The 20122-nt window shown below is 55.9% G+C and carries 13 protein-coding genes, 1 tRNA gene and 1 pseudogene; 6 read left to right on the forward strand and 9 right to left on the reverse strand.

What is annotated here, in order from left to right:
- Positions 1-420 precede the first annotated feature (420 nt).
- The 6 genes from GRI91_RS01860 to GRI91_RS01885 are packed head-to-tail and all read right to left on the reverse strand — an operon-like array spanning position 421 to position 6735.
- Positions 421-1704, reverse strand: a complete 1284-nt coding sequence (locus GRI91_RS01860; RefSeq protein ID WP_160734929.1) for a TRAP transporter large permease — start codon at positions 1702-1704, stop codon at positions 421-423.
- Complete coding sequence (locus GRI91_RS01865; protein WP_160734930.1) at positions 1701-2186, reverse strand: TRAP transporter small permease; 486 nt, start codon at positions 2184-2186, stop codon at positions 1701-1703. Before GRI91_RS01865 ends, GRI91_RS01860 begins: the two co-directional genes overlap by 4 nt.
- Positions 2179-3183, reverse strand: coding sequence for a TRAP transporter substrate-binding protein (locus GRI91_RS01870; protein WP_160735332.1), 1005 nt, complete (start codon positions 3181-3183; stop codon positions 2179-2181). Before GRI91_RS01870 ends, GRI91_RS01865 begins: the two co-directional genes overlap by 8 nt.
- A gap of 5 nt (positions 3184-3188) precedes the next feature.
- The gene (locus tag GRI91_RS01875) at positions 3189-4562 is read right to left on the reverse strand and encodes a mannitol dehydrogenase family protein (RefSeq protein ID WP_160734931.1); all 1374 of its coding nucleotides are present in this window, start codon (positions 4560-4562) and stop codon (positions 3189-3191) included.
- Entirely contained in the window at positions 4559-5974 is a 1416-nt protein-coding gene (uxaC, locus tag GRI91_RS01880) for a glucuronate isomerase (RefSeq protein WP_160734932.1), read from the reverse strand. Before uxaC ends, GRI91_RS01875 begins: the two co-directional genes overlap by 4 nt.
- A gap of 11 nt (positions 5975-5985) precedes the next feature.
- Entirely contained in the window at positions 5986-6735 is a 750-nt protein-coding gene (locus tag GRI91_RS01885) for a FadR/GntR family transcriptional regulator (RefSeq protein ID WP_160734933.1), read from the reverse strand.
- Positions 6736-6879: 144 nt separating this feature from the next.
- Here GRI91_RS01885 and manD point away from each other — a divergent pair, with 144 nt between their 5' ends.
- Together manD and GRI91_RS01895 are read left to right on the forward strand one after the other, a co-directional pair.
- Complete coding sequence (gene manD / locus GRI91_RS01890) at positions 6880-8088, forward strand: D-mannonate dehydratase ManD (RefSeq protein ID WP_160734934.1); 1209 nt, start codon at positions 6880-6882, stop codon at positions 8086-8088.
- Positions 8089-8095: 7 nt separating this feature from the next.
- Complete coding sequence (locus GRI91_RS01895; RefSeq protein ID WP_237437594.1) at positions 8096-9001, forward strand: sugar kinase; 906 nt, start codon at positions 8096-8098, stop codon at positions 8999-9001.
- A 211-nt stretch (positions 9002-9212) separates the two neighbouring features.
- Here the strand turns inward: GRI91_RS01895 and GRI91_RS01900 are convergent, their stop codons facing one another.
- Positions 9213-11483, reverse strand: a complete 2271-nt coding sequence (locus GRI91_RS01900; protein ID WP_337190299.1) for a TonB-dependent receptor — start codon at positions 11481-11483, stop codon at positions 9213-9215.
- A 269-nt stretch (positions 11484-11752) separates the two neighbouring features.
- Between GRI91_RS01900 and GRI91_RS01905 the strand changes: the two genes are divergently transcribed.
- The gene (locus GRI91_RS01905) at positions 11753-13390 is read left to right on the forward strand and encodes a carboxylesterase/lipase family protein (protein WP_160734936.1); all 1638 of its coding nucleotides are present in this window, start codon (positions 11753-11755) and stop codon (positions 13388-13390) included.
- Positions 13391-13546: 156 nt separating this feature from the next.
- Complete coding sequence (locus GRI91_RS01910) at positions 13547-16243, forward strand: glycoside hydrolase family 2 TIM barrel-domain containing protein (RefSeq protein WP_160734937.1); 2697 nt, start codon at positions 13547-13549, stop codon at positions 16241-16243.
- An 827-nt stretch (positions 16244-17070) separates the two neighbouring features.
- Here GRI91_RS01910 and GRI91_RS16360 read toward each other — a convergent pair.
- Positions 17071-17570: pseudogene (locus GRI91_RS16360) on the reverse strand (ClbS/DfsB family four-helix bundle protein).
- Between the two features lie 260 nt (positions 17571-17830).
- Positions 17831-17920: transfer RNA gene (locus GRI91_RS01925), tRNA-Ser, on the reverse strand.
- A 152-nt stretch (positions 17921-18072) separates the two neighbouring features.
- Here GRI91_RS01925 and GRI91_RS01930 point away from each other — a divergent pair.
- Both GRI91_RS01930 and GRI91_RS01935 read left to right on the forward strand, forming a co-directional pair.
- Positions 18073-19095 carry a lytic murein transglycosylase gene (locus GRI91_RS01930; protein ID WP_160734940.1) on the forward strand — a complete coding sequence of 341 codons (1023 nt, stop codon included), beginning with the start codon at positions 18073-18075 and terminating at the stop codon, positions 19093-19095.
- A complete protein-coding gene (locus GRI91_RS01935; protein ID WP_160734941.1) occupies positions 19079-20107 on the forward strand; it encodes an SPOR domain-containing protein in 1029 nt (342 codons plus the stop codon). The genes GRI91_RS01930 and GRI91_RS01935 overlap by 17 nt, the downstream gene beginning before the upstream one ends.
- Positions 20108-20122 lie beyond the last annotated feature (15 nt).

The following is a 20122-nucleotide window of genomic DNA, read 5'->3' on the forward strand; positions in this document are numbered from 1 at the left end:
CGGGTTAGCGCTGACCCGTTCGCACGCGGCTGTGACCGTCGCCGTCATTGCGCCTATTGGTGGTAGCGGTTTCTGGGCGGCGGATGGAAATGGAGGTTTGGGCAATGTCGCCGGTCAAGGCGTAGGGATCGCACCGGCACGTAAAGTGGAGTCAGCTGGAAGAGCGTTGCCATAAGTGCGGTGAGCGCTGGCGCCTTGATAAGTTCGGGCGGTTAGCGGGAATGATCAATGGTTACCTTTGGGAGCACCTAAAGAAGTGCCCTAAACCGACATTAGGGCGCAAAGCTGCCATGCGGCGTCACCGATCGAAACATCTGCCATCTCAAAAGGACCCGTTTCGGAAGGTCCCCCAAAATCAGTCATTTCAATACATGGCAAATCACCAATTTTGCCATTTACTGGGGGGAAGGGCTCGTCGGACTATGAAAAAACCTGCGGTAGCCAAAGCGAGAGGCCGGGGACGGCGATCACCATGATCAGGGCAACGAGTAATGCAAGATAGAACGGCCAGATCGTTCTGAGTGCCTGACCCACCGGAATTCCTTGAGAGGCGCATCCTACAAAAAGAACTGATCCAACCGGGGGGGTAAGCAAACCAATTCCGAGCGCGAGCATAAGCATGACACCAAACTGCACCGGGGCCATCCCGACCGAGGTCGCTATGGGCAGAAAAATCGGCGTGGTGATCAAAATCAGCGGTGCCATGTCCATGAAGGTGCCCAGCACAAGCAACATTGCTGCAATCAGTATCAACGTGAGAAATGGGTTGGCCATTGCCGGGGCGAGCAGCTCCGCGAGTTGAGCTGGTGCTTGCAGCACTGCCAGGACCCAGCCGAATAGCGATGCGGTCGCGATGATGAACATCACCATGATCGTAGTGCGGGCGCTGTTCATGAATGCGGCTATCAGACGTGTCAGATCAAGTTCCCGGTAAACGAAAGCCCCAACAACTATTGTATAGGTGCACGCGATCGCTGCGCTTTCGGTTGGCGTGAAGATTCCCGCAAGAATACCAAACAGAATGATGAGCGCTGTCAGAATGCCCGGGAAGGCAACAGCGGCTGATCGGATCAGCGCGCGCCAGCCAGGAAAATGGCCACGCGGATAGCCACGCTTGGTCGCCACAATTGCCGCCACCACCATGAGCGTCAATCCGGTCACGATGCCCGGCAGAATGCCTCCCAGGAACAGGTCGCCGATAGAAATGCCGGTACCAGCGGCGGTCGCATAGATGATCATATTATGCGAGGGGGGTATGAGCAGGCCGGTGATGGAGGCTGAGGTCGAGACATTCACTACATAATCGGGATCGAAGCCGCGCTGCCGCATTTCGGGACCCAATGCGGACCCCATGGCCGAAGCACTTGCCAAGGCCGAGCCTGAAACTGCACCGAAGAGCATTGAGGCCAGAATTGTCACCTGCCCCAGACCGCCCGGCGCGGGGCCGAGCGTGGATTCAGAGAGCCTGACAAGGCGGCGGGCGATCCCTGCCTGTGTCATCAGCTCTCCTGCCAGAATGAACAGGGGAATTGCCATCAGTGTAAAAATATTCACGCCGGCGGCCATACGCTGCACCGCAACAACCAGCGGAATGTCGAGCGTAAACAAGATGGTACTGGCTGCAAGAAACAGCGACAAGGCAACCGGCACACCGCAAAAGAGCATTACGGCGAGCAGCAGCAGCAAGATCAAGATCAGTGTCATGCGCTTGCCTGGCTCCCTGAAATTTCCTCTCCCCTGAGGAGTTTATCCAAAGCGAAAACGGCGATCAGGGCGCCAGAAAAAGGAATGACAAGATAGACCATCCCGCGCGTGAGAGGCAGTGTGGGAACGGCATTCCCCCATGTCGCCTGTGCCAGCAAGATTCCGAGCCAGACGATCAGTAAAGCTGCAAGAATGATCAGCAAATTGGCAAGCTGAACGACGCGCTTTTTCCATGTTTCTGGAAGGTTCGCCACGCCCTCGACAATGCGGATATGAAACCCTTCGGCGATGCCGGAAGCGGTCCCGAGAAATGTGAGCCAGATCATCAGCATCAGCGCCGTCTGCTCGGCCCAGGCGGGGCTATAATCGAGGACATAGCGTGCAAAGACCTGCCAGCTCAGTATCGCCACCATCAGGGCGAGGGCAATGGCAGAAGCCGCGAGCAGCAGGCGGCTGATAATGCGGATAAACCGATCAATCATTTTCCACCCCGATCGATCGAATATCTTCCACCAGCTTACGCAGCGCGGGAGTACCCGCATAGTTCGCCCAAACCGGCTCCATACGTTTGCTGAAGGCCTCCCGGTCCACATCGTCCACTATCTGCATCCCTGCGGCACTCACGATCGCGCGCGATCGCACGACGCGTTCATCCCACATATCGCGCATGAAAGGGACGGAGGCTGCCGCTGCAGCGCGCACAGCTTCGCGATGCTCCGGGGATAGCTTTTCCCAGCTTTTACGAGACATTGCGAGTATCTCTGGTGCCATCACATGGCGAGTTAGGCTGTAGACAGGAGCCACTTCGTAATGGCGCGAGGATTCATAGGATGGAAGATTGTTCTCTGCGCCATCAATCACCCCCTGGACCAGGCCCTGATAGACCTCGCCATAGGCCATGGGCGTTGCATTGCCGCCCATCGCCTCGATCATGGAGACGAACACGTCCGAAGTCTGCACTCTGATCTTCAGTCCTGCCATATCGCGTGGTTCGCGAACCGCGCGATTAACCGTGTAGATCGACCGGGCGCCGCTGTCGTAAAATGCCAATCCAATCAGCCCGTGACGGGCAAGTGAATCGAGAATTTCCCGACCTGGCGCACCATCCATCGCCGAACGCATGTGCCGCGTAGAACGAAAGATGAAGGGCAGGGATGGAACCAGTGTTTCGGGCACCAGAACGTTGAGTGGCGCGGTGTTGATACGCAGAAAGTCGATTCCGCCGAGCTGTGCCAGTTCCAACGTATCGCTCTGACTGCCGAGCTGCTCGGAAGGATAGACTTCCACATCCAGCTGTCCTTCAGTTCTGCGGAAAAGATCCTGCGCGAAATATCGCAGTGCCTCGACGGTTGGATATCCGTCCGGCTGGCTGTCAGCCGCAAGCAGCGGCCTGATCCGCGCACTGCAACCGCCCAGCATGGTTGCTACACCGAATGTGCCGCCCGCAAGCAATGCGGCCCTGCGGTTCAAGCGCAGCATAGCGGTCAAGATATGGCCTGAAGCGCATGCTTGATAGTCGATAGCTCGTCCTCGGAGGGCTTCCATTGCGACTGCAACAGCCCGTCCGAACCAAACATCGCCTTTACGATGCCTTCAATCCCTGCCTCCTTCCAGACGTTCTCGAATTCTTGAGCGCGCGGATCGTCGACGGGGCGTATATCGCCGCGAATATGGCGTAACCAATGGGCAAGTGCCGTGAGGATAGCAGGACAGGAATTATCCCGCTTTCCTTGAATGGCCAGTGTGTCGAGCCAGCGTTGACCAATCTTCTGGCTGCCATCCATAGCAATCTGAATCAGTCTGTGTTGCAGCGCCGGATTGTCAAAACGTCTAATCAGTTCATCTGCATAGGCAGAAAGATCCTGCCCTTTGCCCGGATTGATGGTGGGGGCGGCTTCATCGCGCATGAGGCGCTGAGTCATGGCACGCAGGGCCGGATCGGCAATCGCTTCGTGAACGAAGCTGTAGCCGGCATCGAGGCCGGCATAAGCCAGCAGTGAATGCGCTCCATTCAGCATTCTGAGTTTTGCGGTTTCATATGGCTCGACGCTGGGCACGATTTGCACGCCAAATTTGTCCCAAGCCGGATGGGCGTCGGCAAAGCTGTTCTCGATCGTCCATTGGCTGAAGGATTCCGTGAAAATACCCGCTTCATCGCGCAGCCCGATCCGTTCTTCCAGCTCAGCCAGATCCTGCTCGGTCGAAGCGGGAACAATACGGTCCACCATGCTGTCCGGAGTGGTGCAATGTTCGCGGAACCAGGTGGCGACTTGGGGCGAGTGCTTATCCAGCCACTGGCCCATCAGACGCCCGAGCTGCTTACCGTTGCCGGACAGATTATCGCAGCTCAAGAGTGTGAGGCCCGGCAATCCTGCGGCTTGCCTTCTGGCGAGAGCCTTTTCCAGAAGCGGATAGAAACCGTTTTTCGCCTGATCGAAATCCAGCGATCCATCAGCTGCGCGGCAATAGCCCTTCTCGGTGACAGTAAAGCTGACAATATGGCAATCAGGCGAGGCAATATTGTCAGAGATGACAGACTGATCTTTGTCAGCGACCAGAACCTCTCGGACTGAGCCAACAACCTGCGTTTCAGGCTCTTCATCCGACCGTTGCGTAAGCGTGTACATCCCGCCCTGCGGGTTCATCTGTCTGGCAACTGTAGATGATCGCAAGGAAACGCCGGCGATCATCCAACCCCTTTCGCCTGCCTCCAGACATGCATCAGTGTAGTGGGCCTGATGGGCACGATGAAACGCGCCGATGCCGAAATGGACAATGCCGATCGGCTGCGAGCGGTCATAGGAAGGACGCGTGACTCCGCCCGGCAGGCGGCTAATCGTATCGGGAGACAGCCTCACAGTTTGTAAGCCGACTTTGCGAGATTGTAGGCAAGATCCCTCGCAACCTCTGCCGCCTCCCAATCCTGCAAGCGATGCTCGGCCACGAGTTCCGCGAGAAAACCGCAATCGATACGCCGTGCCAGATCATGCCGCGCCGGAATGGAGAGGAAGGCGCGCGTATCGTCGTTGAAGCCCACAGTGTTGTAGAAACCTGCTGTTTCGGTCATCTGGCGGCGGAAGCGGCGCATGCCCTCCGGGCTGTCGTGGAACCACCATGCAGGGCCCAGCTTGAGGGCAGGATAATGCCCGGCCAGAGGCGCCAATTCGCGTGAATAGACAGACTCATCGAGAGTAAAGAGGATCGCCGTCAGGTCACGCTCATTGCCATATTTGCCAAGCAGGGGACGCAGAGCTTCAACATATTCGCTGCGAACAGGAACATCTGCACCTTTATCGCGGCCGAAACGGTCGAACAGCGATTGATTGTGATTGCGGAAACTGCCGGGATGAATTTGCATCACCAACCCGTCTTCCAGGCTCATGCCGGCCATTTCGGTCAGCATCTGCGCGCGGAAGTTTTCAGCATCGTCTGAGGATGCCTTTCCAGTCTTCACGCGGTCGAACAGTGCTTCTGCGTCCTGTGGGGAGAGGTCAGCCGTCTTGGCCGTCGGATGGCCGTGATCGGTTGATGTGGCCCCCATCTCCTTGAAGAACGTACGCCGCTTGCGATGCGCTGTCAGGTATCCACTCCAGGAGAAACAATCTTCTCCGGTTAAATCCGACAGTTTCCTTAGGTTGGCGACAAAACCTTCGAATTCAGGGTCCACGACGGGATCTGGCCGATAGGCGGTGATAACTTTACCGCCCCAGCCGCTTTCACGAATAGTCTTGTGGGAGCTCAGCGAGTCCAGCGGGCTTTCGGTGGTGGCGATCGCCTCGATATTGAACCGCTCGAATAGTGCCCGCGGGCGAAAATCGTCGCGTTTCAATTGGTCGTTGATCGTGTCGAAGTAATGGTCGGCGCTTTGACGCTGAAGCAGGATGTCCAGCCCGAATACTTCCGCAAAAACCCAGTCTAGCCAAATGCGCGAGGGCGTACCGCGAAACAGGTAGTAATTTTCGGCAAAGGTTCGCCAGGCCGACCGCGGATCGGCAACTGGACTGCCCGAAGCGTCAGGAATGCCAAGGTCGCCGAGCGGTATGCCTTGCGAATACAGCATGCGGAACAGGTAATGGTCAGGGACCAGCAACAGATTGGTGGCGTTGTCAAAGTTCTCATTGCGGGCCCACCAGGACGGGTCTGTATGTCCATGCGGACTGATAATCGGAAGATCCTTCACCTCCGCGTAGAGAGTCCGGGCAATGTCGCGGACATGACGATCCGCGGGCAGCAGGCGATCAGGATGCAGGGAAAGAGTCGCAGCGGTCATGACTAATCCACTCAAGCCGTGACGCGCGAATAGCGCTCACGCTTTGCCATTATGGATTTCTTCGCCTCCTGAATGGCACGCTCTTCAGTCGCGAAGAGCAAGCTTTCGAGAACCTGGCTGAGATGCGCACGCATTGCGTTTCGCGCGGCTGCGGGGTCCCGCGCTTTCAGGGCATCCAATATCCTTGTATGTTCTTCAACCACCGGCTTGATGTTGGCTGTCCGTGCCTTCTCATGCAGAAGTGCGGCCTCCGGGGAGGTGCGCCGCAAGCTCCACAAGCGGTCGACCGCTTCGATCAGGGCATTGTTCCGGGTGATGGCGGCAATGGTGTGATGAAACGCAGCGTCAGCTTCTTCCGCACCGCCCGGGGTCAGATTTTCAACCTCGATCTGCCGGACTATAGTTTCGAGTGTCTCCACCTCGTCATCACTGATCTGCGTTGCTGCCAAAGCAGCTGTCTCAGCCTCAATCAGCAAACGCGCTTCCGTCAGTTCGATCGCTGAAACGTCAAAACCTTCACCAACCAATTCGACAGGTGCTTGGCAGACATAGGCGCCGGATCCGATGCGTACTTCAACCAAGCCGCGAACCTCTAGTGCAATGATGGCTTCGCGAACTGTGGGGCGACTGACGCTGTATTGAAGCGCGAGCTCCCTTTCGGCCGGAAGTTTGGCGCCAACTGGATATTTGCCTGCCGCTATCTCTTCCATCAGCCACTTTGCGACGTCTTTATACAGGCGATCCTGATGAACCTTGTTCATGGCGCGCTTCCCTCGGTAGAATTTTTGGACTGGCCAGTCTTATAAAGTTGACAGACCAATACGCTCTAGTCCAGTTTAAGTTGACAGGCCAGTGGGCGGCAGTCAAGGAAATGTCGCCTGAAAACGCATTTGAGGGACCCATCCATGAAGATACAAGACGCCCGCGTGATCGTGTGCTGCCCCGGGCGTAATTTTGTCACGCTCAAGATCGAAACTGACCAGGGGGTGTATGGCATCGGCGATGCTACGCTCAACGGGCGCGAGCTTGCGGTTGTTTCTTATCTCGAGGACCATGTGATCCCTTGTCTCATTGGCAAGGACCCACGCCGGATTGAGGATATTTGGCAGTATCTTTATCGCGGCGCTTATTGGCGGCGGGGCCCCGTCACAATGCGGGCAATTGCCGCTGTTGACGTGGCGCTTTGGGATATCAAGGCAAAAATGGCCGGCATGCCGCTTCATCAGCTGCTGGGCGGAAAAAGTCGCGATCGGGTTATGGTTTATGGCCATGCCAACGGGTCAGACATCGCGGAGACTGTGGACGCCGTCGGTCAGTATATCGACATGGGCTATAAAGCCATTCGTGCGCAGACCGGGGTTCCAGGGATCAAGGATGCCTATGGCGTGGGGCGCGGCAAGCTTTATTATGAGCCAGCCGATGCCGATCTTCCCTCCCATACGGGCTGGGATACGCGCAAGGCCCTGAACCACGTTCCCAAATTATTCGAAAAACTGCGCGATACTTACGGATTCGACCATCATTTGCTGCATGACGGTCATCACCGTTATACGCCGCAAGAGGCTGCAAATCTTGGCAAGATGCTCGAACCGTTTCAGCTTTTCTGGCTGGAAGATGTCACGCCTGCGGAAAATCAGGAAGCCTTCAAACTCGTCCGCCAGCATACTGTCACGCCGCTTGCTGTGGGTGAAATATTCAACACGATCTGGGATGCGAAAGATCTGATTGAAAATCAGCTCATCGACTATATCCGCACAACGATCGTGGGTGCTGGCGGTATTACCCATTTGCGGCGGATTGCCGATCTTGCAGCTCTTTATCAGGTGCGCACCGGTTGTCATGGTGCAACCGACCTTTCCCCCGTTACGATGGGAACCGCGCTCCATTTCGATAGCTGGGTGCCCAATTTCGGCATTCAGGAATATATGCGCCACAGCGCGGAGACAGATGCCGTCTTCCCGCATGATTACCGCTTCGAGGATGGTCATCTCATCTGCGGCGAAAGTGCAGGGCATGGCGTCGATATTGATGAAAAGCTGGCGGCGAAATACCCTTACAAGCGCGCTTTCTTGCCCGTTGCGCGGTTGGAAGACGGAACAATGTGGAATTGGTAAAAACTAAATGACACATATTGTCTGCCTCGGTGAAGGGATGGTCGAAGAACGTTGCTCTGCCGATGGCGCGGCCATACGCTATTATGGTGGCGATACGCTCAATACAGCAGTGCATCTTGCGCGGTTTGGGCATCGGGTAAGCTATGCGAGTGCGCTTGGGAGCGATCCTGAAAGCACCGCGCTTTGTCGATCCTGGAGCGAAGAGCAGCTCGACTGTTCTTTGATTCTCAGTCATCCGAGCCGCAAGGTCGGGCAGTACTATGTTCTGGTCGATGAAGAGGGCGAGCGCAGCTTTTCCTACGATCGTTCGATGAGCGCTGCGCGCGAAATGTTCACCCTTCCAGGCCAGGAGGATTGGCAGAACGATATCGCACATGCGGAATTGTTCGTTTTCTCACTCATATCTCTGGCTATCCTCCCCGATAACGGACGTGAGCAATTATTGCATCTGGCGGATCGCGTGCGTCGGAGCGGCGGGAAAGTGGCCTTTGACGGTAATTACCGACCGGCGCTTTGGGATACATCCGACCTGGCGAGAGAGTGGCGCGATCGGGCCATAGCCCTGTCTGATTTCGGACTTCCCACTCTGGACGATGAACGTGCGCTGGGTGCCGAAGACGCTGGTTCGGTTGTTAACCACTGGCGCAGCGCAGGTTGCGGGGAATTGGTGGTTAAGCTTGGCGAAAAAGGATGTCTTTCTCAAACAGGAGACATCGTGCCGCCGGAACGCATTATGCGGCCAATTGATACCAGCGGGGCAGGGGATGCGTTTGACGCTGCTTATCTGAGCGCCCGTCTTGCAGGGATCGATGCGATAGCGGCCTGTTCCGCAGGCCATCGGCTGGCAGGCTGGGTTATCCAGAGGCCGGGCGCTGTCCCAGCGCTGGATGATGCAGCACCTTACAGCGATTGAGCGTTTCTTTGGCAGGGGTATCCTGCGTTCGTTCCAGTGTTGATCGGCTGACGCGGCGATCTGGGAGGAAGGCTGTCACGCGCCTGCATGAGGCCGCTGTGACATATCCCGGTGGCGATTATCCGAATTGGTGTGCCCATCCAGACGATTAAACAAGCAACTCGGTAAGGCCGCTGCATTTGCAGCGGCCTTACCGAGGCGTGGGAGCAGATTAGTTATTCGCGCCGAAGCCGATGCGCAGGCGAATGCCGGCATAGCGGCGGTAATCACGTGCCAATGTCTGCACGACAGCCACATCCGAATATCCGTTGGTTGAAAAATTCGTGATTGATGAGGCGTATGTCGTATCGAAGAGATTGTTAACGAAGACCGACAGTTCCCAATTGCGGTTCTCTGCCTCACGCAGCCCGAATGAGGCATTTGCAATGCCGTAAGCGGGTTGAATGGTTTCGGGATCCTGACTCAGCGAAAAGTTCACGTCGTCCTGCCATGAATAATTGGCAGTAAAGAAGACATTGGCACTGTTCGTGACGGGCACTTCATAAGAACCGCCAACATTGAATTTGAACTCGGGGGAATTGGCAAGATCGCCGCCGCTCAAATCCTGGATCTGAGAAGTTGATCCGGGAATCGTCATGCAGCCTTCAGCTTCGGTCTGAAACGGATAGCAGGCAGCATCGGGGTAGGAGGTGATTGTCGCATCGACATAGGCCGCAGAACCGAACAGATCCAAGCCCTGAACCGGCCGGACCGATCCCTCGAACTCAATTCCCCTGGTCCGCAATTTGCCAACATTCTTCAGCACGAACTGCGGTACGCCAGCTGTGGAATCGACGCCCTGAGCCTGAAAATCACGATAGTCTGTCCAAAAACCGGTGATGCTGAAAGAAGCACGGTTGTCCCAGAACCGGCCCTTCACACCTGTTTCATAGGAGACCGAGTGTTCAGGTTTGACCAAATTGTCGATGCTCGTCTGATCGAAGCCAGAGACAATATCATAGGCCTGCCCCTTGTAGCCGCTCGCGACCGAGGCATAGACCATAACGTCGTCAGCCACATAGTGCTGCAACGAGGCCTTGCCGGTCAGAGCGGTATCGCTCGCGTTACCTTCGTAAACGGCCGGGGGCGTTGAAAGGTTATCGCTGAAATAGACCCCCACTTTCTCGTGGTTGATGCGGCCGCCAAGCGTCAGGCTGGTCGAAGGGCTGAGATCATAACCGAGTTGAGCAAATGCGGCGAGAGTCTCCGTCGATGCAGTCGAGTCCCAGTTGCGTCGCAGAAATGAAAGATAAGGCGCAGTTTCACGGGTGAACGTACGGTCAGTGTCGCCATTGGCGTAATAGAGCCCAACCAGATAATCGAAAACCCCGGTTGCAGGCGATGTCAGGCGTAGTTCCTGCGCGAACTGCGTGGCTTTATAGGGCCCGCTTTGATAGAGCGTAGGTGCTGCTGAGAAGTCGAGATCATTGCCCGTATTGAGATGCCAGTACTGATAGCTCGTTACGGAGGTCAGACTGGCGAAGCCCAGATCGAAATCAGCCTTTGCAGCCAATACATATTGACGGCTGTCGGCAATCTTTGGATCGCTCAGGCGTACCTTGTCGTTCCCAAGACCAACATCGACACCGGTTGTATCGATTGGTTGACCATTCTGGAGCACGCCCGGGGCCAGATAATAATATGTCTGCTGGCTGCCATTGGAATTGGTTTTGCTAAAATTGCCGGTCAGCGCCAGATCCATGATTCCGGAAGAGTAAGTCAGCTTGCCGGAAACGCCGTAGCTTTCTTCAGCATTGACCTTCTCATCCGTTTCCAGATTCGTAATGTAGCCGTCACGATCGGAATAATATCCGTTCAGACGGAAGCCCAGATCAGGGGTGAGGGGGCCGGAGAGCATGGCGACCACCTTCTGCTGGTCATCATCGGTAACGGTCCCTTCAACATAGCCGCTGAACGTGCTTGTTGGACCTTTAGTCACGATATTGATGACGCCGGCTGAGGCGTTCTTGCCAAAGAGCGAGTCCTGCGGACCACGCAATACCTCGATGCGGGCAACGTCGCTCAGAGGGCCAAAGGCCTGACTTTGCTGGAGAAGAGCAACATCGTCGACAACTACTGATACCGAAGGTTCGATGCTGGTCGAGAAGCCAAAGGTACCGATGCCGCGCATTGAGACTGTGGACGACGCAGAATTGCCGCCGTCAGTGACGGTTACCGATGGAGACAGGCGGGTAAGATCACTGAAATCGGTGACCTGTGCGGCGTCAAGCTGTGTCTCGTCAATTGCCGAAATAGCAGTCGGAACAGACAGAATATCCTGAGTGCGCTTCTGGCCGGTAACCAGAATGATATTATCCATATCAGACCCTGCGTTTGCGCCCTCGCTGTCGCTCTGCTGCTGAGCCGATGCGGCCGTAGCGGTGAGCGCAATTGCGGAGATCCCCGCAGCCAGCCCGAATCTTGCTAGATATACTAACCTCACTTCCATCTCCCTGTACGTGCCGACATCATGGTCGGACAATTATTGTTGATGGGGCGTATCATTGTCTGAGAAATAGGTAAAGCCAGTTTTCGATTATGGTATGACCAGAGGGTAAATTGCAGGTGGGGTGGTGCCGAAAAATAGATCTGAGCCAAGTTGTTTCTCTAAGCAAATACGGCATCAGGCATCTGCCTAAGTTAATGCTGGTACTTGCAAAGGCCTTGCTAAGAATTTTCCTACATCCTATTGGTCAGGCCACTTAACGAGGCATGGCAAAAATTGTCAGCACCAAGAGGATAGCAATGGTTAGGCAAAGAGCTCTCAAAATCGCAGTGGCGCTGATGGTGTCCATCGGGCCCGTTACAACGCTTGATGCGCAGCCGATCACCGTCAATGATGGGAAAATCGAGGGGCGGCGAATTGCGGGGGGAGTGCATGCCTATCTTGGAATTCCCTTCGCTGCGCCTCCGGTTCGGGATTTGCGCTGGCGGGCGCCAACGCCTGCTGAGCCCTGGGAAGGCATCCTTCATGCGGACCGGGCGCCACCTCAATGCATGCAACCTCAGCGCGGAATTCTCACGAACCAATATTCCGGAGCCGAGATCACCAGTGAAGACTGCCTTTATCTCAATGTCTGGGCGAAACCAGGTCTGAAAGAGGCTCCGGTAATTGTCTATCTCCACGGGGGTGGCTTCTTTGTGGGCTCAGGCTCGATGCCGCTCTATCGGGGAGAGCATCTCGCCGAGAAAGACGTCGTGGTCGTCAATCCGAATTACCGGCTGGGGCCTCTCGGTCTTCTTGCACATCCTCAACTCACAGAAGAATCACCCCATAACAGTTCCGGAGATTACGGGTTTCTGGATCAGATCGCAGCGCTGCGCTGGGTTCAGGAGAATATTGCCGCTTTTGGTGGAGATCCATCGAATGTCACCATCGTTGGTCAGTCAGCTGGTTCGATGTCGGTGCTGGTATTACAGGCCAGCCCTTTAGCCGCCGGTTTGTTTGATAAAGCGGTTGGCATGAGCGGGGCTCTCATTGGCGGGGCCGGCCCAGCAAAGCTCATGACGCTTGATGAGGCAGAGGAAGAAGGTCTGGCTCTGCAAGCAGTCTGGGGGGCACAATCTCTGGAGGACTTAAGGGCACTTCCCGCGGATAGGCTGGTCGCTCCGCGTAGCCCCGGTTCCCCTCGTTTGGGGCCGATTGAGGACGGCTACGTTCTGCCCGAAGCGATCGATCAGATTTTTGCCCGCTCCGAGCAAAATGACGTTCCTCTGATCGTTGGTTTCACGAAGGACGAAGCGTTCGGTGGTTTCGGCCCCGTTTCGGGACTTGAGGAATACCGGAAAAGGGCCCGGGATCTATTTGGCGATAAGGCGCCGCAGTTTCTTGAGCTCTATCCGGCCTCCAGCGATGAGCAGGCCATGGCGCAGGCACGGGCCGCCAGCCGGGATGCTACTATGGTTTCCTCCATGGATCTGTGGGCGCGCGCTCAAACCGAAACCGGGAATGCCCCAGTATATAGCTACATGTTCGCAAGGCCTCATAGCTATGCAAAAGGGGCGACTATTCCCGATATCGACCAGGATACAGCCGGTGCTTATCATACGTCCGGCGTGCCTTTCTGGCTGGGCACATTGGAAAGCTTCAACCGCTTTCGTACAATGCGGGAATGGACGGCAGACGATGTTGCGGTGAGCAACAGCATGATGGATTTGCTTGTCGCATTTGCAAAGACCGGGCGTCCGGATAGCGGAAAAATGAGCTTGCCGAAGTTCGACGCTAAAGAGCCGGAATTGCTTGAAATTGGCCAGGATATGAAAATGGCACCCTGGCCCGAAGAGCGCAAACTCAACTTTTTCCGAAATATTGCAAAGCAATCTGTACTCGCCAGCACGGGGCAGGATTGAAATAGTAAAAGGAAAGGTCCGAAGTATTCATTCAAGTTATGCCCTGCTTAGACATTAAACTTCCGTGCAGAGCATGCAGCGAACAATGCCTTTTCTTTTTTCAATTTTCCGGAGCGACAACACCTCCGGCAACTTTTCGACAATCAAGGTGATCCTATGAAAGTTCTCGCTTCAGTCAGCCTGGCAGTTCTGGGCCTCGCAAGCCTGCCGGGAACCGGCCATGCGCAAGATGCCATTGCCGCCGCGAACACTCCTGCACCTGATCGGCGCAGCACGATCTCCTTGTCCAAAGGCTGGCAGTTTAACCTCGTTGGAACGGCAGAGAATGGTGACGATCGCCCAAAAGAGGGCAATTGGGAAACTGTCTCTGTTCCGCACAGCTGGAACCGTATCGGCTACTATAAAGCTGACACGGTGAATGACCGCATCAATACAGAGGATAATGTCAACAAGACGCAAGGCATCGGGTGGTATTATCTGGAGTTCGAGGCGCCCGCCGCGACTAACGGACAGCGAGCGTTCCTGGAGTTCGACGCGGCCAGTCGCTCGGCCGAAGTCTGGCTCAATGGGCAGCCTGTGGGCGAGAATCGCAACCCCTTCGGGCGATTCCGGCTTGATGTCACCGACGCACTCAAGTTCGGCGCTGGCAATACTCTTTACGTCAAAGTTGACAACAGCGCGCCTGTCGATGGAGCGAGTACCGAAGACACTTTGCCGCTTACAGGCGACTTCTTCGTACGCGGCGGGCTTTACCGTCCGGTCAATCTGATCATAACCGAACCTGTCCATATCGATCTGCTCGATAGCGGAGGTCCGGGCGTTTACGCGCGCACCGAATTTATCGAGGGCGAAGCGGCGAGCGTGAATGTTCGCACTTTGGTGAAAAATGATGCGGCCACCCCTCAGCCGATCGCTGTAATTACCAGCCTGCTCGATGCGAGTGGGAGGGAAGTAGCAACCCGGAATGATAAATTGTCCCTTGGTGCTGGAGAGCAAGGCGAGGTCAGCGGTGACTTGCGGGTAAACGACCCTCATCTCTGGCAAGGGACTGAGGACCCCTATCTCTATTCTCTCCGTACGGAAATCCGCTCAATCGACGGTAAGCTGCTTGACGCGCTCAACCAGAATTTCGGCCTGCGCACTGTGGAACTTGATCCCGAGCGGGGCTTCCTTCTGAATGGCAAACCTTATCGCCTGCTCGGTGCGGGACTGCATCAGGATAATGAGCAGTCCGGCTGGGCGCTGAGCGAGGAGGAAGTGGCTCTCACAATGGAAACCGCGCGCGAAATGGGCGCAAATGCGCTCAGGCTTTCGCATTATCAGCATGGGAGTCCAATTCACGATTTGGCGGACAAATACGGGATCGTGCTGTGGGACGAGATCGCACTGGTGACGGCATGGACAACAAATGACGACCAGACCGTAGCGCCAGAGAAACTCCGCGCAAACGCGCGCCAACAGATCCGGGATATGGTCCGGCAGAATTACAACCATCCTTCCGTCGCGGTCTGGGGTATCGCCAATGAGGTTGATTTCGGTCCCACACGCCCGGATTTTCTTGGTCGTCCCCCAGCCAAGGTCCCATCGCCGCGCTCCTTGCTGAGCGAATTATATGAGGTTACCAAAGCAATCGATCCGACCAGATCAGTGGTGCTGGCTCAATGCTGCGAATTGCGGGTTGAGGATGGCGTTCCTGTCGTCGCCGACCTTGTCGATGCAGTCGGCGCAAACCGATATTTTGGCTGGTATTATGGAAAACCATCGGATCTGGGCCCGCATCTGGACAAACTGCTCGCCACGCATCCTGATAAACCTCTGGCGGTCAGTGAGATTGGTGCAGGTGGATCAATTGATCTGCATACCGACAATCCGCTTGGTGGCCCGATTGATATGGGCGGAAGTACGCAGCCAGAAGAATTTCAGACCTGGCTGCATGAGCAAAGCTGGCAGCAGTTAAAGGATCGCGACTATCTGTGGGGTGTTTTCCTGTGGAATGCGATCGACTTCGGCACGTCGGTTCGGCAGGAAGGAAACTCCGTCGATATCAACACCAAAGGCCTGGTGACTTACGACCGCGCAATCCGCAAGGACGCCTGGTATTTCTATCGAGCTAATTGGTCGGATGAGCCCACGGTCCACATAACCGGTCGCCGCTATATCGACCGTGCCTATCCCGTTACGGATATTCGGGTTCACAGCAACGCTGACAGCACCTCGCTCACGCTGAATGGCCGTGATCTTGGCACCCTGAACGATTGTCCGGAAATGGTATGCGTTTGGCAGGACGTTCGGCTGACGCCAGGAACCAACATCGTGCGCGCCATGGGTTCTTTTGACGGTCGTGAAGTCGAAGATGAGATTTCGTGGCAGCTTGGTGCATCGCAGGTTGGTGCCTTCAGGATCGACAGCGGCGCCATTCTCGCTGCAGATGCACCAGTTCAGTTTGGCTCGGATAATTTCTTCCAGGGCGGCGTGGCTGGTACGGCGGATACGCTGCGCAGGGGGCGTCCACCTATCCGGGCCGACATAGCCCAAACCGATCGCCGGGATATTGTGGCGACGTTCCGGACAGGTGATTTTGAATATCACGTTCCCACCGAAAAAGGCGCCTACTGCGTGACACTTACTTTCGTAGAGCCAGAAGCGAATCCAGGCGAACGAGTGTTCAATGTAAAGGCGAACGGGAAGCTCGTTCTGCCCGCCTACGATATAAGCCGGCAGGCCGGAGGTGTGCTTACGGCGGTGAAGGAAAGCTTCGAGATTCGATCGGAAAGTGATAAATTGACACTCGATTTTGACCCCGTGACCGGTGCTGCAATTGTGTCGGCGATCGAAGTCGAACCTCTTCGTTAGCAAGGAGCAAGTCGATGGTCGAATTCAGCAGGAGGCAGACGCCCTCCTATTTCTTCAGCTTGCTCAAACGCAGACAATTGAAGCGAAGGGGCTCCAGCTCAGAGCTGACTTGTCGCTTGGTCGTTCTGTGATCCTCGTCCCGCAGCTCCATCTCTTCAATTTCGTAGATGGGCTGAGCCGAAGGGAATACCCCTTCGGCTTGAGATTCCAGTCAGCAGAAATTATCGGCCCTTTCGCCCACGAGAAATGATTCCGGCACCGGCCTCGATCTCGTCTCGCGAGAGGGTGAGCGGCTTGCCTGCCTTGACCTTGAGAGCACTAGAGGATTCCGCCAGATCCAACACCGTCTAAACGGGAATCCGCTCATCCCTTCATCCAAGATGGCGGCGATACATCTTCTTTGAACCGGCTAGCCGCACGTGACCTTGGCGCGCGACTGCGGGCGCGGGGCGAGGACTGACCACGGTGGTAGGCGTGCGGTCGATGCTGGCGAGGCGGATCTGAACTAAGGCTAAGCGGCTGCATTTGTTGGCGGGCCGGAGACGGCGAAACGGAGAACGACATCTACGTTATTGCCCTCCAAATTCATTAATGTTGCCGGTCACATCCCGGTGCGAAAATTGTCTTGCATCCGATAGAAACCCCGCAAGCGGACGTTCGTCATGTTTGCAGCGAATGACTGGAGCGAGCCCATTCTAACGGATGCTGCAGCTTGGAGGAATGTCACATTTGCTGCATAAAAACCATCTGAGAGATTCAGTTTACGCAACTGCACTGCTTGGTTTCGGCAACGTCGAAAGCCAGACGTGCGTTCAGTGAAGTCAGCCTCACTTGGCGTTTCGTAATACCTTTCGGATGTAGGTGTTCGCAGAACGGAAATGCGATGGACCAGACGCCTCTGCGTACCGGCCAAGCGTCCATTTTCCGGTCCAGGCGTGCGCGCCACTGGTGTAGAGCGTATCCTCGTCTTGTGCTGCAATGAACTGGCGCAACTTGTCACAAGCGGTTTCAAAACCGGCAAGCAGGACTGACCACGGCGTCTGATTGCCTTTTGCGTACAGACGCGCGTTGTATTCTTTTAGCTGGTTCCATTTGTAGCCTTTGGCGGGCACATGAACCTCGCGACCCGCAACTCCGTTTCATACCAACCGTGAAACATGCCCATCCAGTGGGTGCGGTGTGCGATCACACCCTTGATCGTGGCGTCATCATCGGGGGCCGACCAAGAGGCTTTTGCTTCGTCGACGCCATCAAGCGTTTTGCGGAGCTTGGCCAATTCCTTATCGAAAACGGCAAGTAAGTCAGTCTTGTTGGTCGCTGCGGGCATGCCCAACCATTACACAACTTAACAGATTGCATCATTGATATAAAGCAAGGCTGCGTCGCTACCTGGATCAGTGCAATAGCAGCCCTTGGCGCAGCCGCAGCGGACGGCAACTTCCTCCCGCACTGCTGACATTGAAATATGAACCTACCTACGTCCACTTCGCTGCGAGTACTTGCAAAACCGAACGGCAATCGCTGCCACCTTCTGGTGTGCGGTGATCGGCGGCACATAGGCTATTTTCGACGGCAATCGGCGGTGAATGGCGGACAGGGTGGGATTCGAACCCACGAAGGGCTTGCACCCTTGCCGGTTTTCAAGACCGGTGCATTCAACCGCTCTGCCACCTGTCCGCTACGAAAAGTCGGCTAGCGTGTGAAACACCATTTGTCACCTGCGGATTTTAAGCAGACTGCGACTTTTTTGTGGGAAAATCGACTATTCTCATTAGGTCTGCGCAGTCTCGCTATTTCACTCACTCCCTTGCCGTGCAAGAGAAGGCGTTATGAAGCTTTTTAAATCTGTTCTCCCATTCGCCGCTTTCCTAGCCTGCACCACCGGGGCGCAAACCGCCTGTGCTCAGGAGACCGATTTCGACTCATACGTGCAACTCGTCTCTGCCAAGGCACGCGCGGAAGGTGTCAGCGAACAGACCATTCGACAGTTAACCGCAGGTCTGGAACCTAACCCCCGTGTGCTCGCTTTGGACACGGATAATGTCGGCTCGTCTTCCAGCGGCTCCTATCCGCGGATGGATTCCTATATTCAGCGGCACAACACACAGTCCCGGATCAACGGTGGCAAGCGTGTTTATGCTCGTCTGAGACCGCATGCGCAGCGGCTGGAGCGCGAATTTGGCGTACCTGCAGAAATCTTGATTGCCATCTGGGGGCATGAGACAGCCTATGGTGCAGTCACAGGTAGCTTCGATCTCGTTCGTTCCCTTGCGACATTGGCCTGGGAGGGGCGCCGCCGCGAATTGTTCGAACGTGAACTGATCGATGTGATGAAGATCGCCGACAGCGGTGTCCCGCGGTCTCAATTGCAGGGCAGTTGGGCCGGTGCCTTCGGCAATTCACAGTTTCTGCCCAGCGTCTATCTGCGGCTCGCGGTGGATGAAGATGGTGATGGCGTACGCGATATCTGGAACAGTGATCTCGATACGCTCGCCTCAATCGCCAATTACTTCCATGATGCCGGTTGGCGCACCGGTCAGCCATGGGCCGTGCAGGCCTATGTTCCCAACAGTGTCGATCGATCAGCTATTGCACCGCGTGTAGAGGCTCCTGTCTGCGAACGGGTGCATGAACGCCATAGCAAATGGATGACTGTTGCCGAGTGGAAGAAGCTTGGCGTTATTCCGCGCGGCCAGATCGCTGACGATGTGATGGCATCTCTGTTCGAGCCGGACGGTCCCGCTAATCCGGGCTATCTCTTAACGCAGAATTATAGGGTCATCCTCGAATATAACTGCTCAAACTATTATGCGATGAGTGTGGGGCTTCTTGGAGATGATATTGCGCAATAAGGAAACGGTGGCCGTTGGCGGCATGAAGCCCATTTTGCAGCTCTTGCCGGTTGTATTGCTCGCAGGTTGTGCCGCTGCCTCTTCGAATGCCCCCCAGATTGCGCCAATTCCGCGAACCGGCCCGGCGGCGGATTATCCGATGGTGGTTGGTGATCCCTACAGCGTGCAAGGGATGCTTTATACGCCGCAGGATGTCATGAATTATGACGAAGTCGGCTATGTGGCGCTTGATCCGGCCGGCGGTGCCACAATCAGTGCCGAGCATCATACGCTTCCGCTCCCCAGCTATGTTGAGGTGACATCACTCGATACGGGACGGACTATCCTCGTCCGGGTTGAACGGCGCGGACCGATGCAGAGCAAGGATTTGATTGGTTTATCGCCCGGCGCGATGGAACAGCTTGGCTCGGAAATCGGCGGCCCGGTGCGTGTGCGCCGCGTTAATCCACCTGAAGAATCGCGCGCATTGCTGCGTCGTGGTGGTCAGGCGGGGAAGCGTATGGATACGCCGATGTCTCTGGTCGAGGTGCTTCGGCGGCGCTTGCCTGAAAGCGGTTCTGTCCCTCTGAATGAGGAATCGGAGAAAGCCGCACCGCTGCCTATCCGTGATGAAACGGGCTCCAAACCGGAGAAAGATGACAGCGCTGCGGTGATCCGGAATGTAGATCCTGATCTGCCCAGTGCGGCAGAACCACCTGAGAATGACAGTTCGGGTGACTTTGTGTCTCGGCCAATAGTACAAGCTGTTCAGCCTGTTCGCGCAGCAGCATCGCAAAGTGCTGCGCCTGCTACTGCTCCAATCGAGAATGGTTTCATCGTTCAGGCCGGTGCCTATTCACGCAAGGCAGGGGCGGAGCAGGTTGCCAGTGACATAGATGGTTTCATTAGTCCTTCCGGTTCGCTGTACCGCGTGAGAACTGGCCCCTTCAAGACCCGTGCAGAAGCGCAGAGTGCGCTCGCCAAGGTTAAGGCGGCTGGTTATAGTGATGCGCGTATTTATCGGCAGAATTAATCCAGAAGTGATCGC

This window comes from Altericroceibacterium endophyticum, from assembly GCF_009827595.1.
Lineage (GTDB): Bacteria > Pseudomonadota > Alphaproteobacteria > Sphingomonadales > Sphingomonadaceae > Altericroceibacterium > Altericroceibacterium endophyticum.